This window comes from Pseudomonas sp. MT3 (assembly GCF_054720805.1).
The window spans coordinates 78,041-99,702 of the sequence record NZ_JBTVPY010000025.1; the positions used below are offsets into that span (position 1 = coordinate 78,041).

Genomic DNA, 21,662 nt, shown 5'->3' on the forward strand with positions numbered 1-21,662 from the left:
ATGGCTTGTACAAATGATTTGATCTGTACAATCGTCTGACTGCCATTGCACCCGTGATCGGCAGGGGGCCGATCATCGGAACCTTCTCCGCCTCATCGGTTCCTTCATGAATGGGCGCGGCCGGTCCCGGCAAATACAGCGTAGACGCTCAGCGTTGTCCGGGCAGGTGCGAGCGCCGCTGTTTCGTCCAGACTGATGGTAGGTGGAACACGCTGACGAGGAGTTCGCCATGCATATTCTGTTGACCGGTGGTACCGGGCTGATAGGTCGCCGCCTGTGCCGCCAGTGGAGTGCCGCCGGGCACCGCCTGACCGTGCTCAGTCGCCAGCCGCAGCGGGTCGCGGCGTTATGCGGTGAGACGGTGCGCGGGATCGCCGATTTCCAGGACTACGGCGATGGGCCGTTGGACGCGGTGGTCAATCTGGCCGGCGAGCCGATTGCCGACAAGCCCTGGAGCGCGAAGCGCAAGGCGCTGCTGTGGGGCAGCCGGGTCGGGCTGACCGAGCGTCTGGTGGCCTGGTTGGAAACCCGGAGCCAGCGTCCCAGCGTGCTGATCAATGGTTCGGCGGTGGGCTGGTACGGCGATGCCGGTGAACGTCCGCTGGAGGAAAACAGCGCGGCGGCCGGCGAGGATTTCGCCAGCGAACTGTGCCTGGCCTGGGAGCAGATCGCCCGGGAAGCCGAGGCGCTAGGCGTTCGCGTGGTGCTGGTGCGCACCGGGCTGGTGCTGGCGCCCGAGGGCGGCTTTCTCAAGCGCCTGCTGCCACCGTTCCGCATGGGGCTGGGCGGCCAGTTGGGGGACGGCCGGCAGTGGATGTCCTGGATCCATATCGAAGACCAGATCGCCCTCATCGATTTTCTTTTGCAGCGGGCCGATACCGAGGGTCCTTATAATGCCTGCGCGCCGCAGCCGGTCCGTAACCGGGACTTTACCCGCGAGCTGGGGCGCGCGTTGCACCGGCCGACCGTACTGGGCGTGCCCGGTTTCGCCTTGCGCCTGATGCTCGGCGAGCTGTCGGTATTGCTCCTGGGCGGGCAGCGCGTGGTGCCGCGCCGTTTGCTCGACGCGGGCTTCACGTTCCGCTTCACCGAGTTGCCGGACGCCCTGGCGGACGTGTTGCGCGAGCGTTGAGCCGCCGCCCTGCGGCAACGGCGACAGGCCGTGCGGCAAACCGCTGCGTGTAAACTGCGCAGCCCCACCGGGCCCGCCCGGCGAGATCGTGAACCGATTCCAAGGACATTGCATGACCCAAAACGCCCTCCTGCTGGTCAACCTGGGCTCTCCGGCTTCCACCCAGGTCGAGGACGTGCGCCGCTACCTCGATCAGTTCCTCATGGACCCCTATGTGATCGACCTGCCGTGGCCGATCCGCCGCCTGCTGGTGTCGCTGGTCCTGCGCAAGCGTCCCGAGGAGTCGGCCCATGCCTACGCATCGATCTGGTGGGACGAGGGTTCGCCGCTGATCGTGCTCAGCCGTCGCCTGCAGGAGGCGATCCGTCCCCACTGGCCGCACGGTCCGGTGGAGCTGGGGATGCGTTATGGCGAGCCGTCCATCGAGTCGGCCCTGCTGCGCCTGAGCCAGCAGGGCGTCACCCAGGTGACCTTCGCGCCGCTCTACCCGCAGTTCGCCGACAGCACCACCACCACCGCCATCGAGGAAGCGCGCCGGGTCATGCGCGAGCGCGGCCTGAAATTCGAATTGAAGGTGCTGCCGCCGTTCTACGCCGAGGCGGAGTACCGCCGGGCGCTGGTGGACAGCGTGAAGCCCTACCTTGCGCAACCCTACGACCACCTGCTGCTGAGCTTCCACGGCCTGCCCGAGTCGCACATCCGCAAGCTGGTGAAGGACAAGGGCCACGACCTCACCGCCAGCTCCAGCCGCGGTGTGCACGAGGACGTCATGGCGGTCTGTTACCGCAGCCAGTGCCTGCGCACGGCGGAGGATTTCGCCGTGGGTGCGGGGCTCGAGGACGGGCGCTGGTCGGTGTCCTTCCAGTCGCGCCTGGGCCGCAACAAGTGGATCGAACCCTATACCGAGGCGCAACTGGACAGGCTCGGCAAGCAGGGGGTGAGGCGCCTGCTGGTGATGTGCCCGGCCTTCGTCGCCGACTGCATCGAGACCCTGGAGGAAATCGGCCAGCGTGGCAGCGAGCAGTTCCGCGCGGCGGGTGGGGAAGAACTGGTGCTGGTGCCCTGCCTGAACGATCAGGCGCTGTGGGCCAAGGCGCTGGCGAAACTGTGCGAGCGGATGCCGACGGTGATCTGAGCGCAGGCTCAGCTCTTTGTAGGACCGAGGGGGCGCCCAGCCCTTGCTCGCGAACCCGCTTGGCACCGGAGCCGCCGGATAGTCTGTTCGCGAGCAAGCTCGCTCCTGCAAGTGTTTCCAGCAAAACCCCTCGGCCAATCCTTGACCGCCCATCCATCAGCCAACGGCCAACGCTCGCATTCAGAGACCTGATAGTGCGCGCGCCGCTCGTCCTCAGTGCCTACCCTGCGCTTCTCCCCATCGCCATCGCCGCGTTGGCGGCATTCAGGAGCCCGGCATGCACAACAACAATAACGGCTACCCCTCCAGTGCCGTGGCCTGGTCCACGGTTGCGATCCTCATGGTCGCCTATGTCCTGTCCTTCATCGACCGGCAGATCCTCAACCTGCTGGTCGGCCCCATCCGTCGCGACCTGGACATCAGCGACACGCAGATGAGCCTGCTGATGGGCCTGTCCTTCGCGCTGTTCTACACCTTGTGCGGCATCCCGCTCGGGCGCATGGCCGACAGCCGCAGCCGGCGCGGGCTGATCACCGTCGGCGTACTGGTCTGGAGCGCCATGACCGCCGCCTGTGGCCTGGCCCGGCAGTATTGGCACTTCCTGCTGTTCCGCGTCGGCGTCGGCGTGGGCGAGGCGGCGCTGTCGCCGGCGGCCTATTCGCTGATCGCCGACAGCTTCCCGGCCCAGCGCCGCGCCACCGCCATCAGCGTGTATTCGATGGGCATCTACCTCGGCTCGGGCCTGGCCTTCCTGCTCGGCGGACTGGTGATCAAGTTCGCCTCGGCCCAGGGCGACGTGCACCTGCCGATCCTCGGCGAAGTGCGGCCGTGGCAACTGATCTTCCTGCTCCTGGGCGCCGCCGGTGTGCTCTTCACCCTGCTGATGCTGGCGGTGAAGGAGCCGACCCGGCGCGGCGCGGGGGCCGGCGTGGTGGTGCCGATGAGCGAGGTGGGCGCCTACCTGCGCGCCAATCGCAAGACGGTGATCTGCCACAACTTCGGCTTCGCCTGCATTTCCTTCGCCAGCTACGGCAGCGGCGCCTGGATACCGACCTTCTTCGTTCGCACCTACGGCTGGGATGCCGGCCATGTGGGCGTGGTGTACGGCAGCATCGTCGCGGTGTTCGGCTGCCTGGGCATCGTCAGTGGCGGTCGCCTGGCGGACTACTGGGCCAAGCGCGGACGTACCGACGCCAACATGCGCGTAGGCCTGCTGGCGGCGATCCTGGCGATCCCCTTCACCCTGGTCTACCCGCTGCTGGACAGCGGCAATGCCGCGGCGGCGCTGATGGCGCCCATCGTGTTCTGCCTCGGCATGCCGTTCGGCGTCGCACCGGCGGCGATCCAGGAAATCATGCCCAATTCCATGCGCGGCCAGGCTTCGGCCATCTACCTGTTCGTGGTCACCCTGCTGGGCCTGGGTGTCGGCCCGACCGCCATTGCCCTGGTGACCGACTATGTGTTCGCCGACGATATGGCGCTGCGCTACTCGTTGCTCATCGTGAGCCTGGTGGCGCTGCTGGCCGGTTCTTTCCTGCTGGCGCGGGGGCTCAAGCCCTATCGCGACAGCGTGGAACATCTCAAGAGCTGGAGCCTGAAAGGGGAGAGTCCCAGCGGCGCGATGCAGCGCCAGCCGGCGTGATCAGGGCATTGCTGCCCCGGATGATCCGTAGGAGCTGGGGGCGGGCCATATCCGCCTCCAGAAAGGAGCCCCGCATCAGCGGGGCTTTTTCGTTCAGTGCGCCGAGGCCGGGGCGTTGTCTCCGACGGGCTTCGGGTCCGGCTTGGCCAGCAGCGTGTACACGCACGGCAGCACGAACAGGGTGAACAGCGTGCCCACGCTCATGCCGGTGGCGATCACGATACCGATGTCGAAGCGGCTCACCGCGCCGGCGCCGGTGGCGAGCAGCAGCGGGATTACCCCCAGCACCATCGCGGCGGTGGTCATCAGCACCGGGCGCAGGCGGATCGCCGCGGCTTCCTCCACCGCCTCGCGCACCGACAACCCGCGCTCGTGGCGCAGCTGGTTGGCGAACTCGACGATGAGGATGCCGTGCTTGCTGATCAGGCCGATCAGCGTCACCAGGCCCACCTGGGTATAGATGTTCAGGCTCGACAGGCCGAGGAACAGCGGGATCAGCGCGCCGCAGATCGACAGCGGCACGGTGACCATGATCACCAGCGGATCGCGGAAGCTCTCGAATTGCGCCGCCAGCACCAGGAAGATCACCGCCAGCGCGAGGGCGAAGGTGACCATCAGCGCGCTGCCTTCCTGCACGAATTGCCGCGAGGCGCCGGCGTAGTCGAAGGAGAAGCCGCGCGGCGATTCCTGCTCGGCGATGCCGCGCACCGTGTCGATGGCCTCGCCCATGCTGACCATCGGCACGCCGGAGATGATCGCCGAGTTGAGCTGCTGGAACTGGTTGAGCTGGCGCGGCCGCGCGCGCTCGTGGAAGGTCACCAGGGTGGACAGCGAGATCAGCTGGCCGCCCCGGCTCTTCACGTAGTAGTTGCTCAGCCAGCCCGGGTTGTCGCGGTAGGCGCGCTCGACCTGGGCGATCACCTTGTAGCTGCGCCCGTCGATGGTGAAGCGGTTGATCTCGCCCTCGCCCAGCAGCGCGCCCAGGGAGACGCCCAGGTCCTGCATGGTGACGTCCATCTGCGCGGCCTTGGCACGGTCGATGTCGACCACCAGTTCCGGCTTGTCGAACGCCAGGTCGAGGTCGAGGAAGGCGAACTTGCCCGATTCCTCGGCGCGTTTCTTCACCCGCTCGACCACCTGCAGCAGCGACTGGTAGTCGCTGGCGGTGTTGATCACGAACTGGAACGGCAGGCCCTCGCCGGTGCCCGGCAGCGACGGAAGGTTGAAGCCGAAGATCTGCAGGCCGGGGATCTTGTCCAGTTCCGCCTGTACCGCCGAGAGCAGCTCCATCTGGCTGCGCTCGCGCTCGTCCCAGGGCTTGAGCAGCATGCCGCCGATACCGGTCTGCACGCCGTTGTAGCCGTTGATCTGGAACGCCGAATAGTACTCGGGGAACTTGCGGAAAATGTCCTCGAACTCGGCGGTGTACTTGGATAGGTAGTCCAGGTTCGCGGTCTGCGGCGCGTTGGCCATGATGAAGACGATGCCCTGGTCTTCCTCCGGGGCCAGTTCCTTGTGGGTGAGCATCATCAGCAGCGGGATGATCGCCAGCACCAGCGCGGCGAAGACAATCACCACCGGACGGCTGTTCAGGGTGCCGTGCAGGGCGCGCTGGTAGCGCACCTTCAGGCCCTCGAAGATCAGGTCCAGGCGATGGGCCAGGCCGCTGGGGTTCTCGTCGTGGCGCAGCAGGCGCGAGCACATCATCGGCGACAGCGTCAGGGCTACGATGCCGGAGATGATCACCGCACCGGCCAGGGTGAAGGCGAACTCCTTGAACAGCGCGCCGGTGAGGCCGCTGAGGAAGCCGATGGGCGCGTACACGGCGGCCAGGGTGATGGTCATGGTCACCACCGGCACGGCGATTTCCCGCGCGCCCTCGATGGCGCCCTGGAACGGCGTCTTGCCCTCCTCGATGTGGCGGTGGATGTTCTCCACCACCACGATGGCGTCGTCCACCACCAGGCCGATGGCGAGCACCATCGCCAGCAGGGTCAGTAGGTTGATCGAGTAGCCCATCATCTGCATGAAGAACAGCACGCCGATCATCGACAGCGGGATGGTCACCACCGGGATGATCACCGAGCGCAGCGCGCCGAGGAACAGGAAGACCACCACGATGACGATCAGGATCGCCTCGCCCAGGGTCTTCACTACCTCGTCGATGGACGCCTGGATGAAGCGCGTGGCGTCGTAGGCGATGGATACCTGCAGGCCCGGCGGCAGTTGTTCTTCCAGTTCGGGCATCTTGGCGCGGACTTCCTTGATCACGTCCAGCGGGTTGGAGCTGGGCGTGCCCTTGATGCCGATGTACACCGAGGGGATTCCGTTGAACGAGCTGACCGCGTCGTAGCTCGCCGCGCCTAGTTCGATGCGCGCCACGTCGCTCATCAGCACGCGGCGGTCGCCCTCGGTCTTGAGCGGGATGGCGGCGAAGGCTTCCGGGGACTTCAGGTCGGTGGAGGCGTTCACCGAGGTGACCACCAGCTCGCCCTTCACCTCGCCGGCGGCGGAGAGGAAGTTGTACTGGCGCACCGCGTTGTCGATGTCCCCTGCGGTGATGCCATAGGCGGCCATCTTCACCGGGTTCAGCCACAGGCGCATGGCGAAGACCTGGTTGCCGAGGATCTCGGCCTCGGCGATGCCCGGCAGGGTGGCCAGCTTGGGCTGTACCACGCGCGACAGGTAGTCGGTGATCTGCGGGTTGTTCATCTGCTCGCTGAAGAAGCTGATGTACATCAGCGCCGAGGCGTCGGCGGCTTCCTTGTCCAGCACCGGGTCTTCGGCGTCGGGCGGCAACTGGGTCTTCACCTCGCCGATCTTCGACAGCAGCTCGGTCACCAGGCGGTCGGTGTTGGCGCCGATGTGCGCGTAGATCGAGATCACCGAGTAGTTCTGCCGGCTCACCGAGGTCATGTAGTCGATGCCTTCGGCGCTGGCCAGGCTCTGCTGCAGCGGCTGGGTGATGTAGCCCTGGATGGTCTCGGCGTTGGCCCCGGCGTAGAAGGTGGTGACGGTGATCAGCGCGTTTTCCATCTGCGGGTATTCGCGGATCACCAGCTTGCTGAAGGCCTGCATGCCGAGCAGGACGATCAGTAGGCTGACCACGGTCGCCAACACCGGGCGACGGATAAAGGGATCGGTGAACATGCTCTCAATCCTTCCTGGTCGGATTGGCTGCGCGTCGGCCATGCCGTGTGGCTCTGGCTCGCGAAATCCGTTGACTCTCGTTGCCCTCGCCGGGGGCGAGGGCACTGCTGTCTCTTACTGTGCGTCCGGAACGATCGCCACCGGCGTGCCGCTGTCGAGCTTGAGCTGGCCGGAGGTGACGACTCGCTCGCCGGCCTTCAGGCCCTCGACGATCACCACGCTGCCTTCGCGGCGCTCGCCGGTCTTGACGAAGCGGCGCTCCACAGCCAGGGCCGGTTCGCCCTTGTCGTTGGTCTGCACCTTGCCGTCCTTGTCCTTCTGCGGGCCGACCACGTACACCGAGTTGCCGTAGAGGGTGAAGGCCACGGCGGTTTCCGGGACCACGATGCGCGGCGCGCTGTCGGGCAGTTGCACCTCCAGGTTGGCGAACATGCCCGGCAGCAGCTTGCCGTCGGGGTTGCCCATGCTGGCGCGGACCAGCAGGTTGCGGGTTTCGTTGTCCACCCGCGGGCTGATCGCCTCGATGCGCGCCTCGAAACGCTGTCCGGGGTAGGCCGCGACCCGCACGCTGACGACCTGGTCGGGCTTGAGCAGGGGGAAGTCCTGTTCCGGCAGGAAGAAGTCGACCAGCAGGGTGGAGAGGTCCTGCAGGGTGACGATCTCGGTACCCGGCGAAACATAGTCGCCCACGTCCACCCGGCGGATGCCGGCGGTGCCGGCGAAGGGCGCGAGGATGCGCTTCTTCGCCAGCGCCGCGCGCAGTTGCGCCACGGTGGCGGTGGAGCGGTTCAGTTGCGCGGCGAGGCGGTCGTAGTCGCTCCTGGAAATGGCCTGGCGGTCGATCAGGTTGCGGCCACGGTTGTACTCCACCTGGGCCAGGCCGAGGTCCGCCTCGGCGCTGCGCAGGGTGGCCTGCTCGACGTCGTCATCCATCTGCAGGATGGGCTGGTCCTGCTTCACCTTGTCGCCGGAGATGAACTGGATGCTGCGCACGATGCCCGAGACTTCGGCGGTGACCGTCACACCCTGGATGGCGCGCAGGGTGCCGATGGCCGGCAGGCGGCTTTGCCAGTCACGCTGCACGGCGTCGGTCGCGGTGACGCTGACCGGTGGCCGCGGAGCCGAGAACAGGGCGATCTGTTTCTGGATGGAGAGGTACTTCGAGCCGGCGAGCACCGCAATGATGACGGCAACCACGCCCAGCATGATCAGCATGCGGCGCAACATCTTCCTGTTCCTTGGTACGTGCCTGGCAGCAATCCGCCGCGCTGCGCTCGTCCAGGGGCAGCCGGACGGCCTTCCGTTTCGCGGGGTGTCGATCAGGCTCTGAAGCCGATACGGGGGACGCCCCGTTGCGGGGCGCAATCCGGCACCTTATTCCTAGTTTCCCGGGGAGTCAAAGGTCCGTCATTACAAGACGCTTCCCGTCGATGTCGATTTACCGGCGAAGTACTGCGCCGAAACGGTGCGTCGCGAAGAAGGGGGCCACATCCGTATGGCTGAAACGTCAGGCGCTGAGCGTGTGGAGAATGTCGGCGAACTCGCCGGACGGGCCTTCCTCGGCGCGGGCCGATGCGTGGCGATCGTTCGGAGCGGGAGTTCAGGCCAGGTGCAGGTGGTTGTCCCAGAATGCCGGCGGCAGTTCCAGCGGAGTGCCGGCGATGCGTTCGCTGCGGCAGTCGTAGACGCGGCAGCGGCCTTGCCCGGAGGTGACGACGAAACCTTCCTTCACTGCGCCGACCCCGGCGCAATCGGGCAGTGGCGCGTCCAGGCGCACGGCGCCCGTGTCCAGGTCCCAGATGAAGAAACGGTTGCCGCGCGGCGCGGTCAGTGCCACCAGGCGCAGGTCGCTGTGGATGGCGACGCTGGCGGTGTACTGGGTCATCGCCAGACGCTGCCCGTCGGCCAGCGGGAAGGGCTGGAAGGCTTTGCCGGGACGCTTGATGGCGAGCAGGTCGGCGTGGTCGTGGGCATCGCCCATGTACTGCTGGCCGGCGACGATGGTGCCGTCCGCGGCGATAGCCAGGTGGCGCACGCTGTTCATCTGCTGGGGCAGGGTTTCCTTGGAGATCAGGCTGCCGTCGCGACGCATCAGCACCAGGCTCGGTTCCATCGCGTCGAGGTTCATCTCCACGCGGCTTTCGGCTTCGGTGCGGATGCCTCCGTTGGCGACCACCAGGGTCTCGCCGTCGGGCATCCACGACACCTGGTGCGGGCCGAGGCCGTGGGTCGAGACTTCGCCGGCATGCGCGAGGCGTTCGCCGTCGAAACGGTACACGCCGAGCATGCCGCGCCCCGGATCGGTGGTGTCGTTCTCGGTGGCGTAGAGCCACTCGCCGTCCTTGTGCCAGACGCCGTGGCCGTAGAAGTGGCGGTCGGCCTGCGAGTCGAGGGTCTGCAGCAGGCGGCCATCGTCCAGGTCGATCAGGTAGCTCTGCCGGCCCGGCCGGCGGGCGACGAACAGTGCCAGCGGCAGGCTGGGGTGCTGGACGATGTCGTGGCAGCGCAGGCCCACTTGCGTGGCGAACACGCGGCTGCCATCCAGGCGGTAGCCCACCGCGTAGTGCTTGCCATCCGCGTCGTCGCGGGCGGACAGCAGCAGGGGCTCCCTGCCCTTGCGCGACAGCGTCCAGCCGCCGAAGGTCAGGGCGCCGAGCAGCAGGCCGCCCAGGCCGATCACGTGACGTCGCAACATGGCGTTCACCTCGTTGGTTCTCGATCAGTCGCCGTCGTTGGCGTTGAAGCCCAGCTGCACACCGAGAGCTTTCGCCAGATCGCCTTCATGCAGGCGGTGGACGATGTTGAGGCTGTCGTACAACTCGTTCAGTTGCTTGAGGCCGGCGTCATCCTTGAGCAGTTCGCTCAGCGGCCGGTCGATGGCCTTCAGCTTGCCGTGGGTATCGGCGTAGGCCGCGTCGATCTTGCCCGCCAGGTCTTTCTGCTCGGCCGGCAGCAGGACGCGCAGGCCCTTGTTGTCGGTGCCGTTCCACAGCGCCTGGGCACCGGTCAGGCTGGCGTCGAGACTCGCCAGGGAGGCATCGCTGCGCCAGCCCTCGGCCTGGAACGGCTGCGGGATGCCCTTGCTCTGGCGGCCCAGTGGGGTGCCGAGTTTCTTCTTCAGCATGTCCAGCGCGGTGACCTGCACACGCAGCAGTTCGGCGATGGCTTCGTGGGCGTCGGCGTAGCGCTCGTTGGGGAACTTGGAGAGCTGGGCGAGCATGCCGCCGTCCTGCTTCCACTGCGCCAGGATGTTCTCCGCCAGGGCCTGCTGGTGGTTGCCGATGGCTTCCAGCAGCGGGCAGTAGCGCGCCTTGGTCTCGGCGTTGGCCAGGTCGATCCTGGCGTCGTAGAGGATGTATTCGTAGGCGGTCAGACCCTGGACCACGACGCTGGACTTATCCAGGGTCGCCGGAGAAATCGCGTTGCCGCTGTTGAGCAGTTGCTCGACCTGGCGCGCCACGAGGTTCTTCTTGTCCGGCCAGAACTGCACCTGCCAGGCGCGGTTGCCCTCGGCCAGCGGGCCGACCAGCAGCGGCTGCAGCTCGGCCCAGGCCTTCTGCGCGGCCATGAAGTCGGCGCGGGCCTTGGCCAGGTCCTCGTTGCCCTGGCAGTAGGCCAGGGCGCTGGCGGCCAGGGCGCGGTCGGCGTCCACCCAGCGGCTGTAGGTCGGCAGGATCACCTGCTGGGCCAGCGTGGCGCTGGTGGTGGCCTGCGGGTCGGTGGGCGCGCAGGCGCCCAGGGCGATGGCGAGGCTGGTGATCAGTAGACGGGGGCGGAACATGTTCGGCTCGGCTCCTTAGAGTGAGTTCAGGAACGCCAGCAGGGCATCGCGCTGCCCGGCGTCGAAAGTCAGTACGCGCTGCTTGGCCGCTTCGGCTTCGCCGCCGTGCCAGAGCACGGCTTCGAGCAGGTTGCGGGCGCGGCCGTCGTGGAGGAACTGGGTGTGGCCGTTGACCGTTTCGGTCAGGCCGATGCCCCACAGCGGCGGCGTGCGCCAGTCGCGCCCGCTGGCAAGAAATTCCGGGCGATTGTCCGCGAGACCGTCGCCCATGTCATGCAGCAGCAAATCGCTGTAGGGACGGATGACCTGGTTGGCCAGCTCCGGCTCGGCGGCGTTGGGCCCGGTGGTGAATTTCGGGGTGTGGCAACTGCTGCAGCCGCTGTCGAAGAACAGCCCCTTGCCGGTCAGCACCTGCGGGTCGTCGACCTTGCGCCGTGCCGGCACCGCGAGGTTGCGGGCGTAGAAGGCGACCTGGTCGAAGATGCGCTGGCTGACTTCCGGCTTGCCGCCATCGAGGGCGTTGCGGCAGTCGACCTGGGCCTCGGTGCAGTCATCGGTGGGGATCAGGTCGCTGGTCAGACCCATGTCACCGGAGAAGGCGTGGGCATTCTGCTGGGCGACGTTGGGCTGCCCGGCCTTCCAGCCGAAGCGGCCGAGCGCGGTTTGATTGCGCGCATCGTCCCAGACCTGGTTGGCGTGGCCACGGATTCCGTCTCCGTTGCCGTCGTCCGGGTCGGCGTTGGCGAGGATGTCCTCCTCGCGGATCGATTCCAGCAGGCCCAGGCCGATCATCGGCGGGGCGATGCGTGCGGAGAACAGGGTGTTGGTCTGCATCGGGCCGTAGCCGAGGTTGCTGATGCGCAGGGTCGGCTTGCGCAGCTCGACCACGGTGCCGTCCTTGAAGGTCACCGGCACCGGCTGGTAGTCCACCCGCACCTTGCCTTCGGGCGCCACGCCGGGGATCGCCGAATCCTGCAGTTGGCCGCCGTACACCGGCTCGGGCACCACGCCGAGGCGCTTGAGGGTGCGCGCATCTTCCGGTCCGGCCGGGATCGACAGGCGCACCAGCATGGAGACGGCGTTGACGTCATTGGGCTCCGGCGGGTGGCCGCGACCGTCCTTGATGTGGCAGTTCTGGCAGGCGTTGGTGTTGAACAGCGGGCCCAGGCCGTCACGCGCGGTGGTGGTGGACGGGGCGATCACCCAGGGGTTGCGGAAGAAGCTGTTGCCCACGCTGAAGTCCAGGCGGCGGCTCGGCGTGAGGTTGGCCGAGGGCATGGAGTAGGCGTTGCGATCACTCTGGCCGACCGTGGCGGCGCCGCCGGAAAGCGCTTCGCCCGGCTCGGCCACGGCATGCCGGGAGGTCTCCGGCTTGCATGCGGCAAGGGCGAGGACGGAAAGCAGCGGTACGAGCAGGGCGGCGCGACGGTGGAGCATCGACTTCAGTTCCAGAACGTGAAATGGCAGCGCGCCATCTTATCAGGGGCGTCAAATGCAAATATGAAAAATTTGTATTTGAGAATCGACCCCTTTCACCCGCGAAAACGACAAAGCCCCGCATGGCGGGGCTCTGTCGGGGCCGGACCGGCGCTGCGGCGTGGAGCCGCAGCGCCGACCTGTGCGGATCAGAACTGGTGATCGGCGGTGTCCGGCTTCAGGTCCTGCACGCCAACGGCGGCCGCGGCCTTCTCGATGGCGCCGGTCTGCTTGACCAGCGAGGCGATGGCGTCGCGGATCTTCTGCTGATCGTCCTTGGCGTCCGGGGCGATCATCTGGTCGAAGTGCACGCCGTCCTTCTCGGCACGGTCGACGATGGCCTGCATCTTGGCCTCGGTGGCTTCCAGGTCGGCCTTCACGTCGCTGTCGGCCTGGGCGTTGGCCTTGGCCACCAGGTCGGACAGGCTCGGGCCCTTCACGACGCTGCCGTCCACACGCGTGTACTCGCCGGTGTAGATGTTGCGGATGCCCTTGGCATCGAAGAACAGGGTGTGGTGGGTGTCGTCGCTGAAGCAGTCGTGCTCGTCTTCGGTGGAGTTGGCTTCCAGGGCGACTTTCATGCGCTCGCCGGCCAGTTCGCCCAGGGACAGGCTGCCCAGGCCGAAGAACATCTTGCGCAGGTTGTTGTCGGCGCTGTCGGCTTCCAGCTTGGCGCGGTAGTTGTCGGCCACGCCGGCTTTCCAGTTGCCGACCATCTCTTCCATCTGCGCGACCAGCAGGTCGGTGACGGCCTTCAGATAGGCGGCGCGACGGTCGCAGTGACCATTGCTGCAGTCCTTGCCCTGGACGTAGTCGGTGTACTTGCGGTCGCCCGGGCCCGGCTGGGTGCCGTTCAGGTCCTGGCCCCAGAGCAGGAACTCGATGGCGTGGTAACCGGTGGCGACGTTGGCCTCGGAGCCGCCCAGCTCGTTCAGGCTCAGCAGCTTCTCGCCGGTGATTTCCTTCACGTCGATCTTGTCTTCGCCGACCTGGATCTCGGTGTTGGCGACGATGTTGGCGGTGGCGCCGGCGTTGCCTTCGGCGTGCTGGTAGTCCTTGGCGACGTAGTCGATCAGGCCTTCGTCCAGCGGCCAGGCGTTGACCGCGCCTTCCCAGTCGTCGACCACGGCGTTGCCGAAGCGGAAGCCTTCACTCTGCGAGTAGGGCTTGCGCGCGGCGAGCCAGGCTTCGCGGGCGGCCTTCAGGGTCTCTTCGCTGGGCTTGGCGATCAGCGCGTCGACGGCGGCCTGCAGGGTCTTGGCGGTGGTCAGGGCATCGCCGAAGGTGGCTTCGGCGATGTCGGCATAGTTCTTCACTACGGCCTTGACTGCGGCTTCGTCGACCTTGGCGGCCGCGGGGGCGTTGCTCTGGGCACTGGCTGCCGGGGTGGCGGCCTGGTTCGCGGGGGCTTCGGCTTTCTTGTCATCGCCACAGCCGGCGAGGGAGATGGCGATGGCCAGCAGGCTGGCAGTGGCCCAGGGCATACGTGTCATGACGGATTCCTTTGGTGTGTAGGAGGCGCGCGAAATAGGCGTGCGAAAGTAAAACCGCAACATAATGCGAAAGATTTTCATTTTTGAAAAGAGCTGGTTCGAGGGAGCTTTTCGTCGTGGGGCCAGCACGTCGCCAGCAGGGCGGTGAGCGTCGCCTTGGCCGCGGGGTGTTTGCTTTTCGTAGGAGCGAGCTCGCTCGCGAACCGTGTTTCCCGGTGGTTCCGGCGTCTGGGCGGTTCGCGAGCAAGCTCGCTCCTGCAGGGCATGGCGTCGACGCTGGGGCGTCGATCGACTGGGGATAAGCGAACGGGGTGGCGTCAGTGGCGCTCGACCGAGCCGCCGGAGCCGCCGCCGGCGGCTTCGGCCAGGCGCCGTGCCTGCTTGAGGTAGAGGGTCAGCTCGCGCGCCGGCAGCGGCTTGCTGTACAGATAGCCCTGACCCTCGTGGCAACCCTGGGCGATGATGTAGGCCTCCTGTTCGACCGTCTCCACGCCCTCGGCGATCACTTGCATGCCCAGGCTCTTGCCGAGCTGGATGATGGCGCGAACGATGGTGGCGTCGTCGTCGTCCAGCAGCAGGTCCTGGACGAAGCTCTTGTCGATCTTGATCTTGTCCAGCGGCAGGCTCTTGAGATAGCTCAGCGACGAGTAGCCGGTGCCGAAGTCGTCGATGGCGATCAGGGCGCCGGCGCGGCGCAGGCTGAGCAGGTGCTGGGCGGCGGTGGAGATGTCTTCCATCAGACCGGTCTCGGTGATTTCCAGCTCCAGCGAGCGCGGCGGCAGGCGGTGCATCTGCAACAGGTTGCTGACCACCCGTGGCAGGGCGTTGTGGCGCAGCTGCACGGTGGACAGGTTGACCGCCAGGCGCAGGTCGTCGAAACCCTGGTCGTGCCAGTCGCGCAGTTGCCGGCAGGACTGGTCGAGCACCCACTCGCCGATGCTGAAGATGCTGCCGTTCTGCTCCGCCAGCGGAATGAACAGGTCCGGCGCGACCCAGCCCTGGGTCGGGTGCTGCCAGCGCAGCAGTGCCTCGACGCCGATCACGCGGTGATCGCGGTAATCCACCTGCGGCTGATAGACCAGATGCAGTTCGCTGCGCGCCAGGGCTTCGCGCAGGTCCTTTTCCAGCTCGCGGCGGCGGCGCATCTCGCTGTCGACGCTGGCGATGTAGAACTGGTAGCGGTTGCGCGAGCGGCTCTTGGCCAGGGTCATGGTCTGCTCGGCTTTCTGCAGCAGCTTCTCGGTGGTTTCGCCGTCCTCGGGGAACAGCGTGATGCCGATGGTGGCGCGCAGGTGTACCAGGTGCTGGTCCAGCTCGAAGGGCGCTTCCAGGTCGTCGAGGATCTGCTGCGCCAGTTCGGCGGCTTCGTAGGGCTGCTCGATGTCGGCCTGGACCAGGGCGAACTGGTCGCCCCCCAGCCGCGCCAGGGCGCCCAGGTGCGCGCTGCGGGTGCGCAGGCGGTCGGCGAGGGCGATCAGCAACTGGTCGCCGAACTGGTAGCTGTACTGTTCGTTGATGCCCTTGAAGTCATCCAGGCCCAGGCACAGTACGGCGACGCGGCGTTGCAGGCGCGAGGCGTCTTCGAGGATCTGGTCCAGGCGCTGCTGCAGCAGCTTGCGATTGGGCAGGCCGGTGAGAAAGTCGTATTGGGAGATGCGCAGCAGGCTGTCTTCGGCCTCGCGGCGCAGGTGGCCGTTGCGCTCGATGGAGGCGAGCAACTGGTTGGCGGTGTTGACCCACAGGCCCAGCTCGTCCTTCTCGTGGCCCTGGAGCATCGGCAGCTTGTGCTGGCTGGGGCGGTCCGGGTTGATCGAGGCCAGGTGCTCGATGATCTTCGACAGCGGCTTGGTCAGCAGCCAGTGGTAGACCATGAACAGCACCAGGCTCATGGCCAGGGCGCGGAGGATGCCGGAAAGGAAGATGATCCCCGAGGTGGTGACGAAATCCTCGCCGTAGGGCGCGGTGTCCAGGGTGATCTTCAGGTCGCCGTAGTATTCGTTGGAACCGCCGCGGCTGGCCAGGCGGATGGCGTAGTTCTGCTCGGCGCCCAGGATCGGGTCGGTCAGCCAGCGGGTGGAGGAGTCCAGTAGCGGGCGGGACTTCTCCGCCAGCATGGGCTCGTCGGGATGGCCGATGGCGGCGTAGCGCACGGCTTCATGCTGGAACAGGCCTTCGAGGACCTGCATCGCCATGTCGCGGTCCAGGCTGTAGACCGCCTGGGTGGAGGGGTCGCGGACCATCGCCAGGATGCGCTGGGCGTCGTTGTGCACCGCCTGCCGGGCCTTGTACGCATCGAAGACGATCTGGGCACAGCTCAGTACCACCCCGACCACGAGGGCCGCGAGCAACACCATTCGCAGCAGCTTGAGGGAAAGGCTGTGCCGGGGGTCCAGTTTCAAGGGGCTTTCCTTGTTCATCGCCTGGGGCGAAAGACTGGTCTGAGTATTGGCAATTGGAGCTATGGCGTCAAAGGGCCATCGTTGCATTTTTGACAGCCCCGACTTTCTAGGTTAGTCGACCCCCGTGTCTTGCGCGTGCAGAACGAAGAAACCCGGCACAGGGCCGGGTTTCCAGGGTCACGCTGGGGGCGATCAGGCAGCGAAGTTCTTCGCTACGAAGTCCCAGTTCACCAGGTTCCAGAACGCTTCTACATACTTCGGACGCAGGTTGCGGTAGTCGATGTAGTAGGCGTGTTCCCACACGTCGCAGGTCAGCAGCGGGGTGTCGCCGCTGGTCAGCGGGCAGCCGGCGCCGATGGTGCTGGCCAGGGCCAGGGAGCCGTCGGCCTTCTTCACCAGCCAGCCCCAGCCGGAGCCGAAGGTGCCGATGGAGGTCTTGCTGAACTCTTCCTTGAACTTGTCGAAGGAACCGAAGGCAGCGTTGATGGCATCGGCCAGGGCGCCGGTGGGCTGGCCACCGCCGTTGGGGCTCAGGCAGTTCCAGTAGAAGGTGTGGTTCCACACCTGGGCTGCGTTGTTGAAGATGCCGCCCGAAGAGGTCTTGACGATGTCTTCCAGGCTCTTGCCTTCGAACTCGGTGCCCGGGACCAGGTTGTTCAGGTTCACGACGTAGGTGTTGTGGTGCTTGTCGTGGTGGTATTCCAGGGTTTCCGCGGAAATGTGCGGCTCAAGGGCATTCTTCGCGTAAGGCAGCGGCGGCAATTCGAAAGCCATGTTCTCTCTCCTATCTCACTCAGTCTGGGCTAGCGCGGCGAACGCGCGACCGGTACACGGGGCCGGTTCGGTGTTTGTCGCGGCATACGGGCGTTGCGGCAATGCGTCCGCGAAGGAACAGGACCGCGCACCCGTTGCGTCCGGCAGGCTTGAGCCCGCCGGCGCCGCGAAGATCGGATCATAGCACCCGACCTGTGGCATATCCACGCAGCATCTGTAGGGGCAAAGGCCGTGCAACCGGCGCTGCTCTGGCGTTCGCCCCTCACTATGCACTGACCGGGATGACGGATCGTCGTTCGGAGTTTTTCCCGTTGCGCGTGCTCAGCCGGCGAATACCAGTTGCGCCGCCATGCCCAGCATCATCACCGCCACCATCAGGTCCACCAGGCGCCAGGTGGTGGGCCGCGCCAGCCAGGGGGCGAGCCAGGCGGCGCCCAGGGCCAGGGTGAAGAACCACAGCAGCGAGGCGCTGGCCGCGCCCATCGCGTAGGCACCGGGCGCCGCCTGCTGGGCGCCGAGGGAGCCGATCAGCAGCACGGTGTCGAGGTAGACGTGCGGGTTGAGCAAGGTCACCGCCAGCGCCGCCATCAGCACGGTACGGCGCGAGCGCGGGCCCGTATCCCCGGCATCGGCCATCGCTTCCGGGGCGATCGCCCGGCGCAGCGCCTTGAGCCCGTACCAGAGCAGGAAGGTCACCCCGCCCCAGCGGGCTATGGCCAGCAGCGTGGGGTTCTCGGCGAGGATCTTGGCCAGGCCGAACACTCCGGCGCTGACCAGGATGGCGTCGCACAGCACGCACAGTGCCGCCACCGACAGGTGGTGTTCGCGGCGCAGGCTCTGGGCGAGGACGAAGGCGTTCTGCGCGCCGATGGCGATGATCAGGCCGGCGGCGACCAGCAGGCCGTTCAGGTAGCTCTGCCACATGGCTCAGACCTCTCCCTTATCGACAGCGGGGGGATTGGCCGCGAGGACGCGCAGCACGTCCAGCGCGCGCGGGCCGTCGGCGTGGGCGACGAACAGGTGGTCGTGGTACCAGGCGGCGACCACGTTGCAACTGATCCCGGCTTTCGCCAGGGCGGTCGCCACGGCGGCGGTAAGGCCGATCGCCTGCAGCGCCGAATGTACTTCCAGGGTCAGCCAGGCGGCGACGTAGTCGAAGACCAGTCCGGCCTCTTCGGCCTCGGCGCGCGGCAGGATCAGCGTCAGCCCTTCGCGCTCGCGGAAGCTGCCCAGTGGCTGCACGCCGGCGGGCCATTGGCCGTCGGGCAGGGTGCAGAACACGTACTCGCCATCGTTGAGTACCGGGGTCATGCCGCGCAGCAACGCGGCCAGGGAGGTTTCGCCAGCCATTGGGGAGGTCCATCGAAGAGGGGATTTGCTGGCGATTGTGGGGAGTGTGGCGGTATAAGAAAAACCAATGTTGCTGATATCTCATTAGGAAAACTGATCATGTTCGACTACAAGCTGCTCGCCGCCCTGGCCGCCGTGGTGGAGCAGGGCGGTTTCGAGCGCGGCGCCCAGGTGCTGGGGCTGTCGCAGTCGGCGATTTCCCAGCGCATCAAACTGCTCGAAGCGCGCGTCGGCCAGCCGGTGCTGGTGCGCTCGGCGCGGCCGCAGCCGACCGAACTGGGCCGGCGCCTGCTCAACCATGTGCAGCAGGTGCGCCTGCTGGAGGGCGACCTGCAGCAATGGGTGCCGGCGCTGGACGACGGCGCGGCGCCCGAGCGCCTGCGCCTGGCGCTGAACGCCGACAGCCTGGCGACCTGGTGGGCGAAGGTGGTGGGGGACTTCTGCGGCGAGCGCCATGTGCTGCTGGACCTGGTGGTCGAAGACCAGGAAGTCGGCCTCAAGCGCATGCGCGCCGGCGAGGTGGCCGGTTGCGTCTGCGCCAGCCCGCGTCCGGTGGCCGGGGGGCGTTGCGAGCCGCTGGGCGCCATGCGCTATCGCGGGTTGGCCAGCCCGGAATTCATCGCGCGGCACTTTCCACGGGGTGTCACGCCGCAAGGGCTGATGCGTGCGCCGGCCATCGTCTACGGCCCGGACGATCAGTTGCAGCACCGTTACCTGAAGAGCCTCGGCCTCGACGGCCACTTCAGCTACCACCTGTGCCCGTCGTCCGAAGGCTTCGTGCGCATGACCAGCGGCGGCCTCGGCTGGGGCCTGGTCCCCGAGCAGCAGGTGGCGGCCGAACTGGAGCGCGGCGAACTGGTGGAAATGCTGCCGGGGCAGGTGATCGACGTGCCGCTCTACTGGCACCACTGGCGCAACGGCGGCGAACTGCTCACCGCCCTGACCGGGCACCTGCGCCGGCGCGCGCCGGGGCTGCTGGTGCCGATCAGCCCCGAATGACGACCTTGCCGCTGCCCGGCAGTTGCTCGATGCAGCGCGGGCCGAACAGCTTCGATGGCGTGAAGTAGCCGGCGGACTCGGGCTGGGCGAGCAGGTGGCGCACGGCGAACAGCACGCCGTGAAGAGTCACGTCGTAGCCGTTGGCGGTTTCCAGCCGCGCGGTGCGGCGCTCGCCACGGGCGTTGCGAACTTCGCCCCAGACCCAGGTGCGCAGCTTGCTGCGGGCCAGTTCGTCGGGGCCGTGGACACGCCTGTCCACCTGTTCCTTGAGCCATTCCTGCACCCGCTCGCGGCCCAGCAGCGGGCGCAGCCTGTCGATCAGACGCATGCCGACGGCGGCGGCGGGCGGTACCGGCAGGTAGACCTCGATGTCGCTGATGCCGGTGGAGTAATAGGCGGTCGCCACGTCGCCCCAGGGGATGGTCACGGCATGCTTGAGGCCACGGCCGAAGTCGATGTCGCGGCGCTTGTAGCCCAGCGGCACGTCGCGCAGGCGTCCGGCCTCGCGCACCTTGCCGCCGAGCTTGAGGGCTTCCACGGTGGTCTTGGCGGTGCCCGGCGACAGCCCGCTGCCGCTGTCGAAGCCCAGGGCCAGGTGCGTCGCTTCCGGCATGGCTTCCTTCAAGCAGGCGGCGACGCAATCGGTGGGGATCACGTCGAAGCCCACGCCGGGACACAGCGCGATGCCGGCCGTGCGGGCGACCTCATCGAGGCCGTGGGCGTATTCGAAGACAGAGATCTCGCCGGTGATGTCCACGTAGTGCGTGCCGCTGGCGATGCACGCCTCGATCATCGGCGCGGCGGTGGCGGAGAAGGGGCCGGCGCAGTTGGCGACCACCGCGACATCCGCCAGCGCGGCCTGGGCGGCGGCGCTGTCGTTCAGGTCGAAGACGCGGCATTCGAGGCCCAGCGCGCTGCCCAGGGCATGCAGGCTGGCCGGATTGCGCCCGCCCAGGAGCGGCGTCAGGCCCTCGCGTTGCGCCTGTTCGGCCACCAGCCGACCGGTGTAGCCGTTGGCGCCGTAGATCATCCAGTGGGACGTGCTCATGCTGTGCTCTCGTTGAAATCCAATCCCTAGAGCGTAGTTCCTTCGCTCACCGGCCTGTCACCGATCATACGTTGTGCAACCCTGGCGCCGCCGTGCGGTCTGCAAGGACTCGTTTCTGGCGTGCAAGGCCAGAGTGGCGCGGTGCGACGGCTGCTAGAGTCGCCGCACTGGAAGAACAGGAGTGGCGTGCATGAAGATTCTGATCACCGGAGCCAGCGGGTTCGTTGGCGGGCGCTTTGCCCGTTTCGCCCTGGAGCAGGGGCTGGCGGTGCGGGTGAACGGACGGCGCGCCGAAGCGTTGCAACCGCTGGCGGCGCGCGGCGCCGAGTTCATGGCGGGCGACCTCGCCGATCCGGCGCTGGTGCGCGCGTTGTGCAGCAATGTCGATGCCGTGGTGCATTGCGCCGGCGCGGTGGGCGTGTGGGGCAGCCACGAGTACTTTCACCAGGCCAACGTGAGCATGACCGAGTCGGTGGTCGAGGCCTGCCTCAAACAGAAGGTGCGCCGGCTGGTGCACCTGTCGTCGCCGTCGATCTATTTCGATGGCCGGTCCCATGTCGGCATCACCGAGCAGCAGGTGCCCAAGCGCTTCGCCAACCACTACGGTTCGACCAAATACCAGTCCGAGCTGGTGGCCCTCGGCGCCCAGGAGTTCGGCCTGGAAGTGCTGGCGCTGCGTCCGCGCTTCGTTACCGGCGCTGGCGACACCAGCATCTTCCCGCGGATGATCGCCGCGCACCGCAAGGGGCGCCTGCGGATCATCGGCCAGGGGCTGAACAAGGTGGACTTCACCAGCATCCAGAACCTCAACGACGCGCTGCTCGCCAGCCTGACGGCGGACGATGCGGCGCTCGGCCAGGCCTACAACATCAGCAACGGCCAGCCGCTGCCGCTGTGGGATGTGGTGAACTACGTGCTGCGCCGGCTGGACCTGCCGCCGGTGACGCAACACACGCCTTATCCCCTGGCTTACACCCTGGCGCTGCTCAACGAGGGCGTGTGCACGGTGCTGCCGGGACGCCCGGAGCCGACCCTGCACCGCCTGGGGATGGCGGTGATGGCCAAGGATTTCTCCCTGGACATCTCCCGTGCCCGCCGGTACCTCGACTACGACCCGCAGGCGAGCCTGTGGGATGCGCTGGATGAGTTCTGCGACTGGTGGCGGTTGCGCGGGGCGTAGCGCTCCTGCGCCATCTGTTATCCCGCTGCGAGAGCAGTTCTTGGCGCAGGACTTTCCGTGTAGGAGATTCTATGTCTACCCCGCCGTATCGGCCGCAGGCCGA

16 protein-coding genes are annotated in these 21,662 nt (G+C 67.0%); 5 read left to right on the plus strand and 11 right to left on the minus strand.

Annotated elements, in window-relative coordinates; genetic code table 11:
- The first annotated feature begins 229 nt into the window (after window positions 1–229).
- The 3 genes from ACYCAX_RS22170 to ACYCAX_RS22180 all read left to right on the plus strand — a co-directional run bounded on the left by ACYCAX_RS22170 (window position 230) and on the right by ACYCAX_RS22180 (window position 3,909).
- Entirely contained in the window at window positions 230–1,132 is a 903-nt protein-coding gene (locus tag ACYCAX_RS22170; protein WP_460248847.1) for a TIGR01777 family oxidoreductase, read from the plus strand.
- A gap of 112 nt (window positions 1,133–1,244) precedes the next feature.
- Window positions 1,245–2,267: a ferrochelatase gene (gene hemH, locus ACYCAX_RS22175; protein WP_015478832.1), complete on the plus strand. Its 1,023-nt coding sequence runs from the start codon at window positions 1,245–1,247 to the stop codon at window positions 2,265–2,267.
- Between the two features lie 277 nt (window positions 2,268–2,544).
- The gene (locus ACYCAX_RS22180) at window positions 2,545–3,909 is read left to right on the plus strand and encodes a spinster family MFS transporter (protein ID WP_015478831.1); all 1,365 of its coding nucleotides are present in this window, start codon (window positions 2,545–2,547) and stop codon (window positions 3,907–3,909) included.
- 93 nt (window positions 3,910–4,002) lie between these two features.
- Here ACYCAX_RS22180 and ACYCAX_RS22185 read toward each other — a convergent pair whose 3' ends face one another.
- The 10 genes from ACYCAX_RS22185 to ACYCAX_RS22230 form a co-directional block, all read right to left on the minus strand.
- Window positions 4,003–7,059, minus strand: a complete 3,057-nt coding sequence (locus ACYCAX_RS22185) for a multidrug efflux RND transporter permease subunit (protein WP_460248848.1) — start codon at window positions 7,057–7,059, stop codon at window positions 4,003–4,005.
- A 114-nt stretch (window positions 7,060–7,173) separates the two neighbouring features.
- On the minus strand, window positions 7,174–8,286 hold the full coding sequence (locus tag ACYCAX_RS22190; protein ID WP_460248849.1) for an efflux RND transporter periplasmic adaptor subunit: 1,113 nt from the start codon (window positions 8,284–8,286) through the stop codon (window positions 7,174–7,176).
- A gap of 373 nt (window positions 8,287–8,659) precedes the next feature.
- Window positions 8,660–9,754, minus strand: a complete 1,095-nt coding sequence (locus tag ACYCAX_RS22195; protein ID WP_460248850.1) for a DUF1513 domain-containing protein — start codon at window positions 9,752–9,754, stop codon at window positions 8,660–8,662.
- Window positions 9,755–9,778: 24 nt separating this feature from the next.
- A complete protein-coding gene (locus tag ACYCAX_RS22200; RefSeq protein ID WP_460248851.1) occupies window positions 9,779–10,840 on the minus strand; it encodes an imelysin family protein in 1,062 nt (353 codons plus the stop codon).
- Window positions 10,841–10,855: 15 nt separating this feature from the next.
- Entirely contained in the window at window positions 10,856–12,277 is a 1,422-nt protein-coding gene (locus ACYCAX_RS22205) for a di-heme oxidoreductase family protein (RefSeq protein WP_015478826.1), read from the minus strand.
- 188 nt (window positions 12,278–12,465) lie between these two features.
- On the minus strand, window positions 12,466–13,809 hold the full coding sequence (locus tag ACYCAX_RS22210; protein ID WP_460248852.1) for an imelysin family protein: 1,344 nt from the start codon (window positions 13,807–13,809) through the stop codon (window positions 12,466–12,468).
- Between the two features lie 317 nt (window positions 13,810–14,126).
- Window positions 14,127–16,208, minus strand: a complete 2,082-nt coding sequence (locus ACYCAX_RS22215; RefSeq protein WP_015478824.1) for a putative bifunctional diguanylate cyclase/phosphodiesterase — start codon at window positions 16,206–16,208, stop codon at window positions 14,127–14,129.
- A 192-nt stretch (window positions 16,209–16,400) separates the two neighbouring features.
- Complete coding sequence (sodB, locus tag ACYCAX_RS22220; protein ID WP_152225940.1) at window positions 16,401–16,982, minus strand: superoxide dismutase [Fe]; 582 nt, start codon at window positions 16,980–16,982, stop codon at window positions 16,401–16,403.
- A 321-nt stretch (window positions 16,983–17,303) separates the two neighbouring features.
- Window positions 17,304–17,906 (minus strand): LysE/ArgO family amino acid transporter, encoded by a 603-nt coding sequence (locus tag ACYCAX_RS22225; protein WP_015478822.1) that lies wholly within the window; start codon window positions 17,904–17,906, stop codon window positions 17,304–17,306.
- Between the two features lie 3 nt (window positions 17,907–17,909).
- Window positions 17,910–18,332, minus strand: coding sequence for an ACT domain-containing protein (locus ACYCAX_RS22230; RefSeq protein ID WP_460248853.1), 423 nt, complete (start codon window positions 18,330–18,332; stop codon window positions 17,910–17,912).
- Between the two features lie 93 nt (window positions 18,333–18,425).
- On the opposite strand from ACYCAX_RS22230, the gene ACYCAX_RS22235 reads away from it, so the two are divergent.
- The gene (locus ACYCAX_RS22235; RefSeq protein ID WP_086009622.1) at window positions 18,426–19,331 is read left to right on the plus strand and encodes a LysR family transcriptional regulator ArgP; all 906 of its coding nucleotides are present in this window, start codon (window positions 18,426–18,428) and stop codon (window positions 19,329–19,331) included.
- Here ACYCAX_RS22235 and ACYCAX_RS22240 read toward each other — a convergent pair.
- Window positions 19,318–20,379: a saccharopine dehydrogenase family protein gene (locus ACYCAX_RS22240; protein ID WP_015478819.1), complete on the minus strand. Its 1,062-nt coding sequence runs from the start codon at window positions 20,377–20,379 to the stop codon at window positions 19,318–19,320. The two genes, ACYCAX_RS22235 and ACYCAX_RS22240, sit on opposite strands and share 14 nt — an antisense overlap.
- A gap of 190 nt (window positions 20,380–20,569) precedes the next feature.
- On the opposite strand from ACYCAX_RS22240, the gene ACYCAX_RS22245 reads away from it, so the two are divergent.
- Window positions 20,570–21,559 (plus strand): NAD-dependent epimerase/dehydratase family protein, encoded by a 990-nt coding sequence (locus tag ACYCAX_RS22245; protein ID WP_460248854.1) that lies wholly within the window; start codon window positions 20,570–20,572, stop codon window positions 21,557–21,559.
- The last annotated feature ends 103 nt before the right edge of the window (window positions 21,560–21,662 follow it).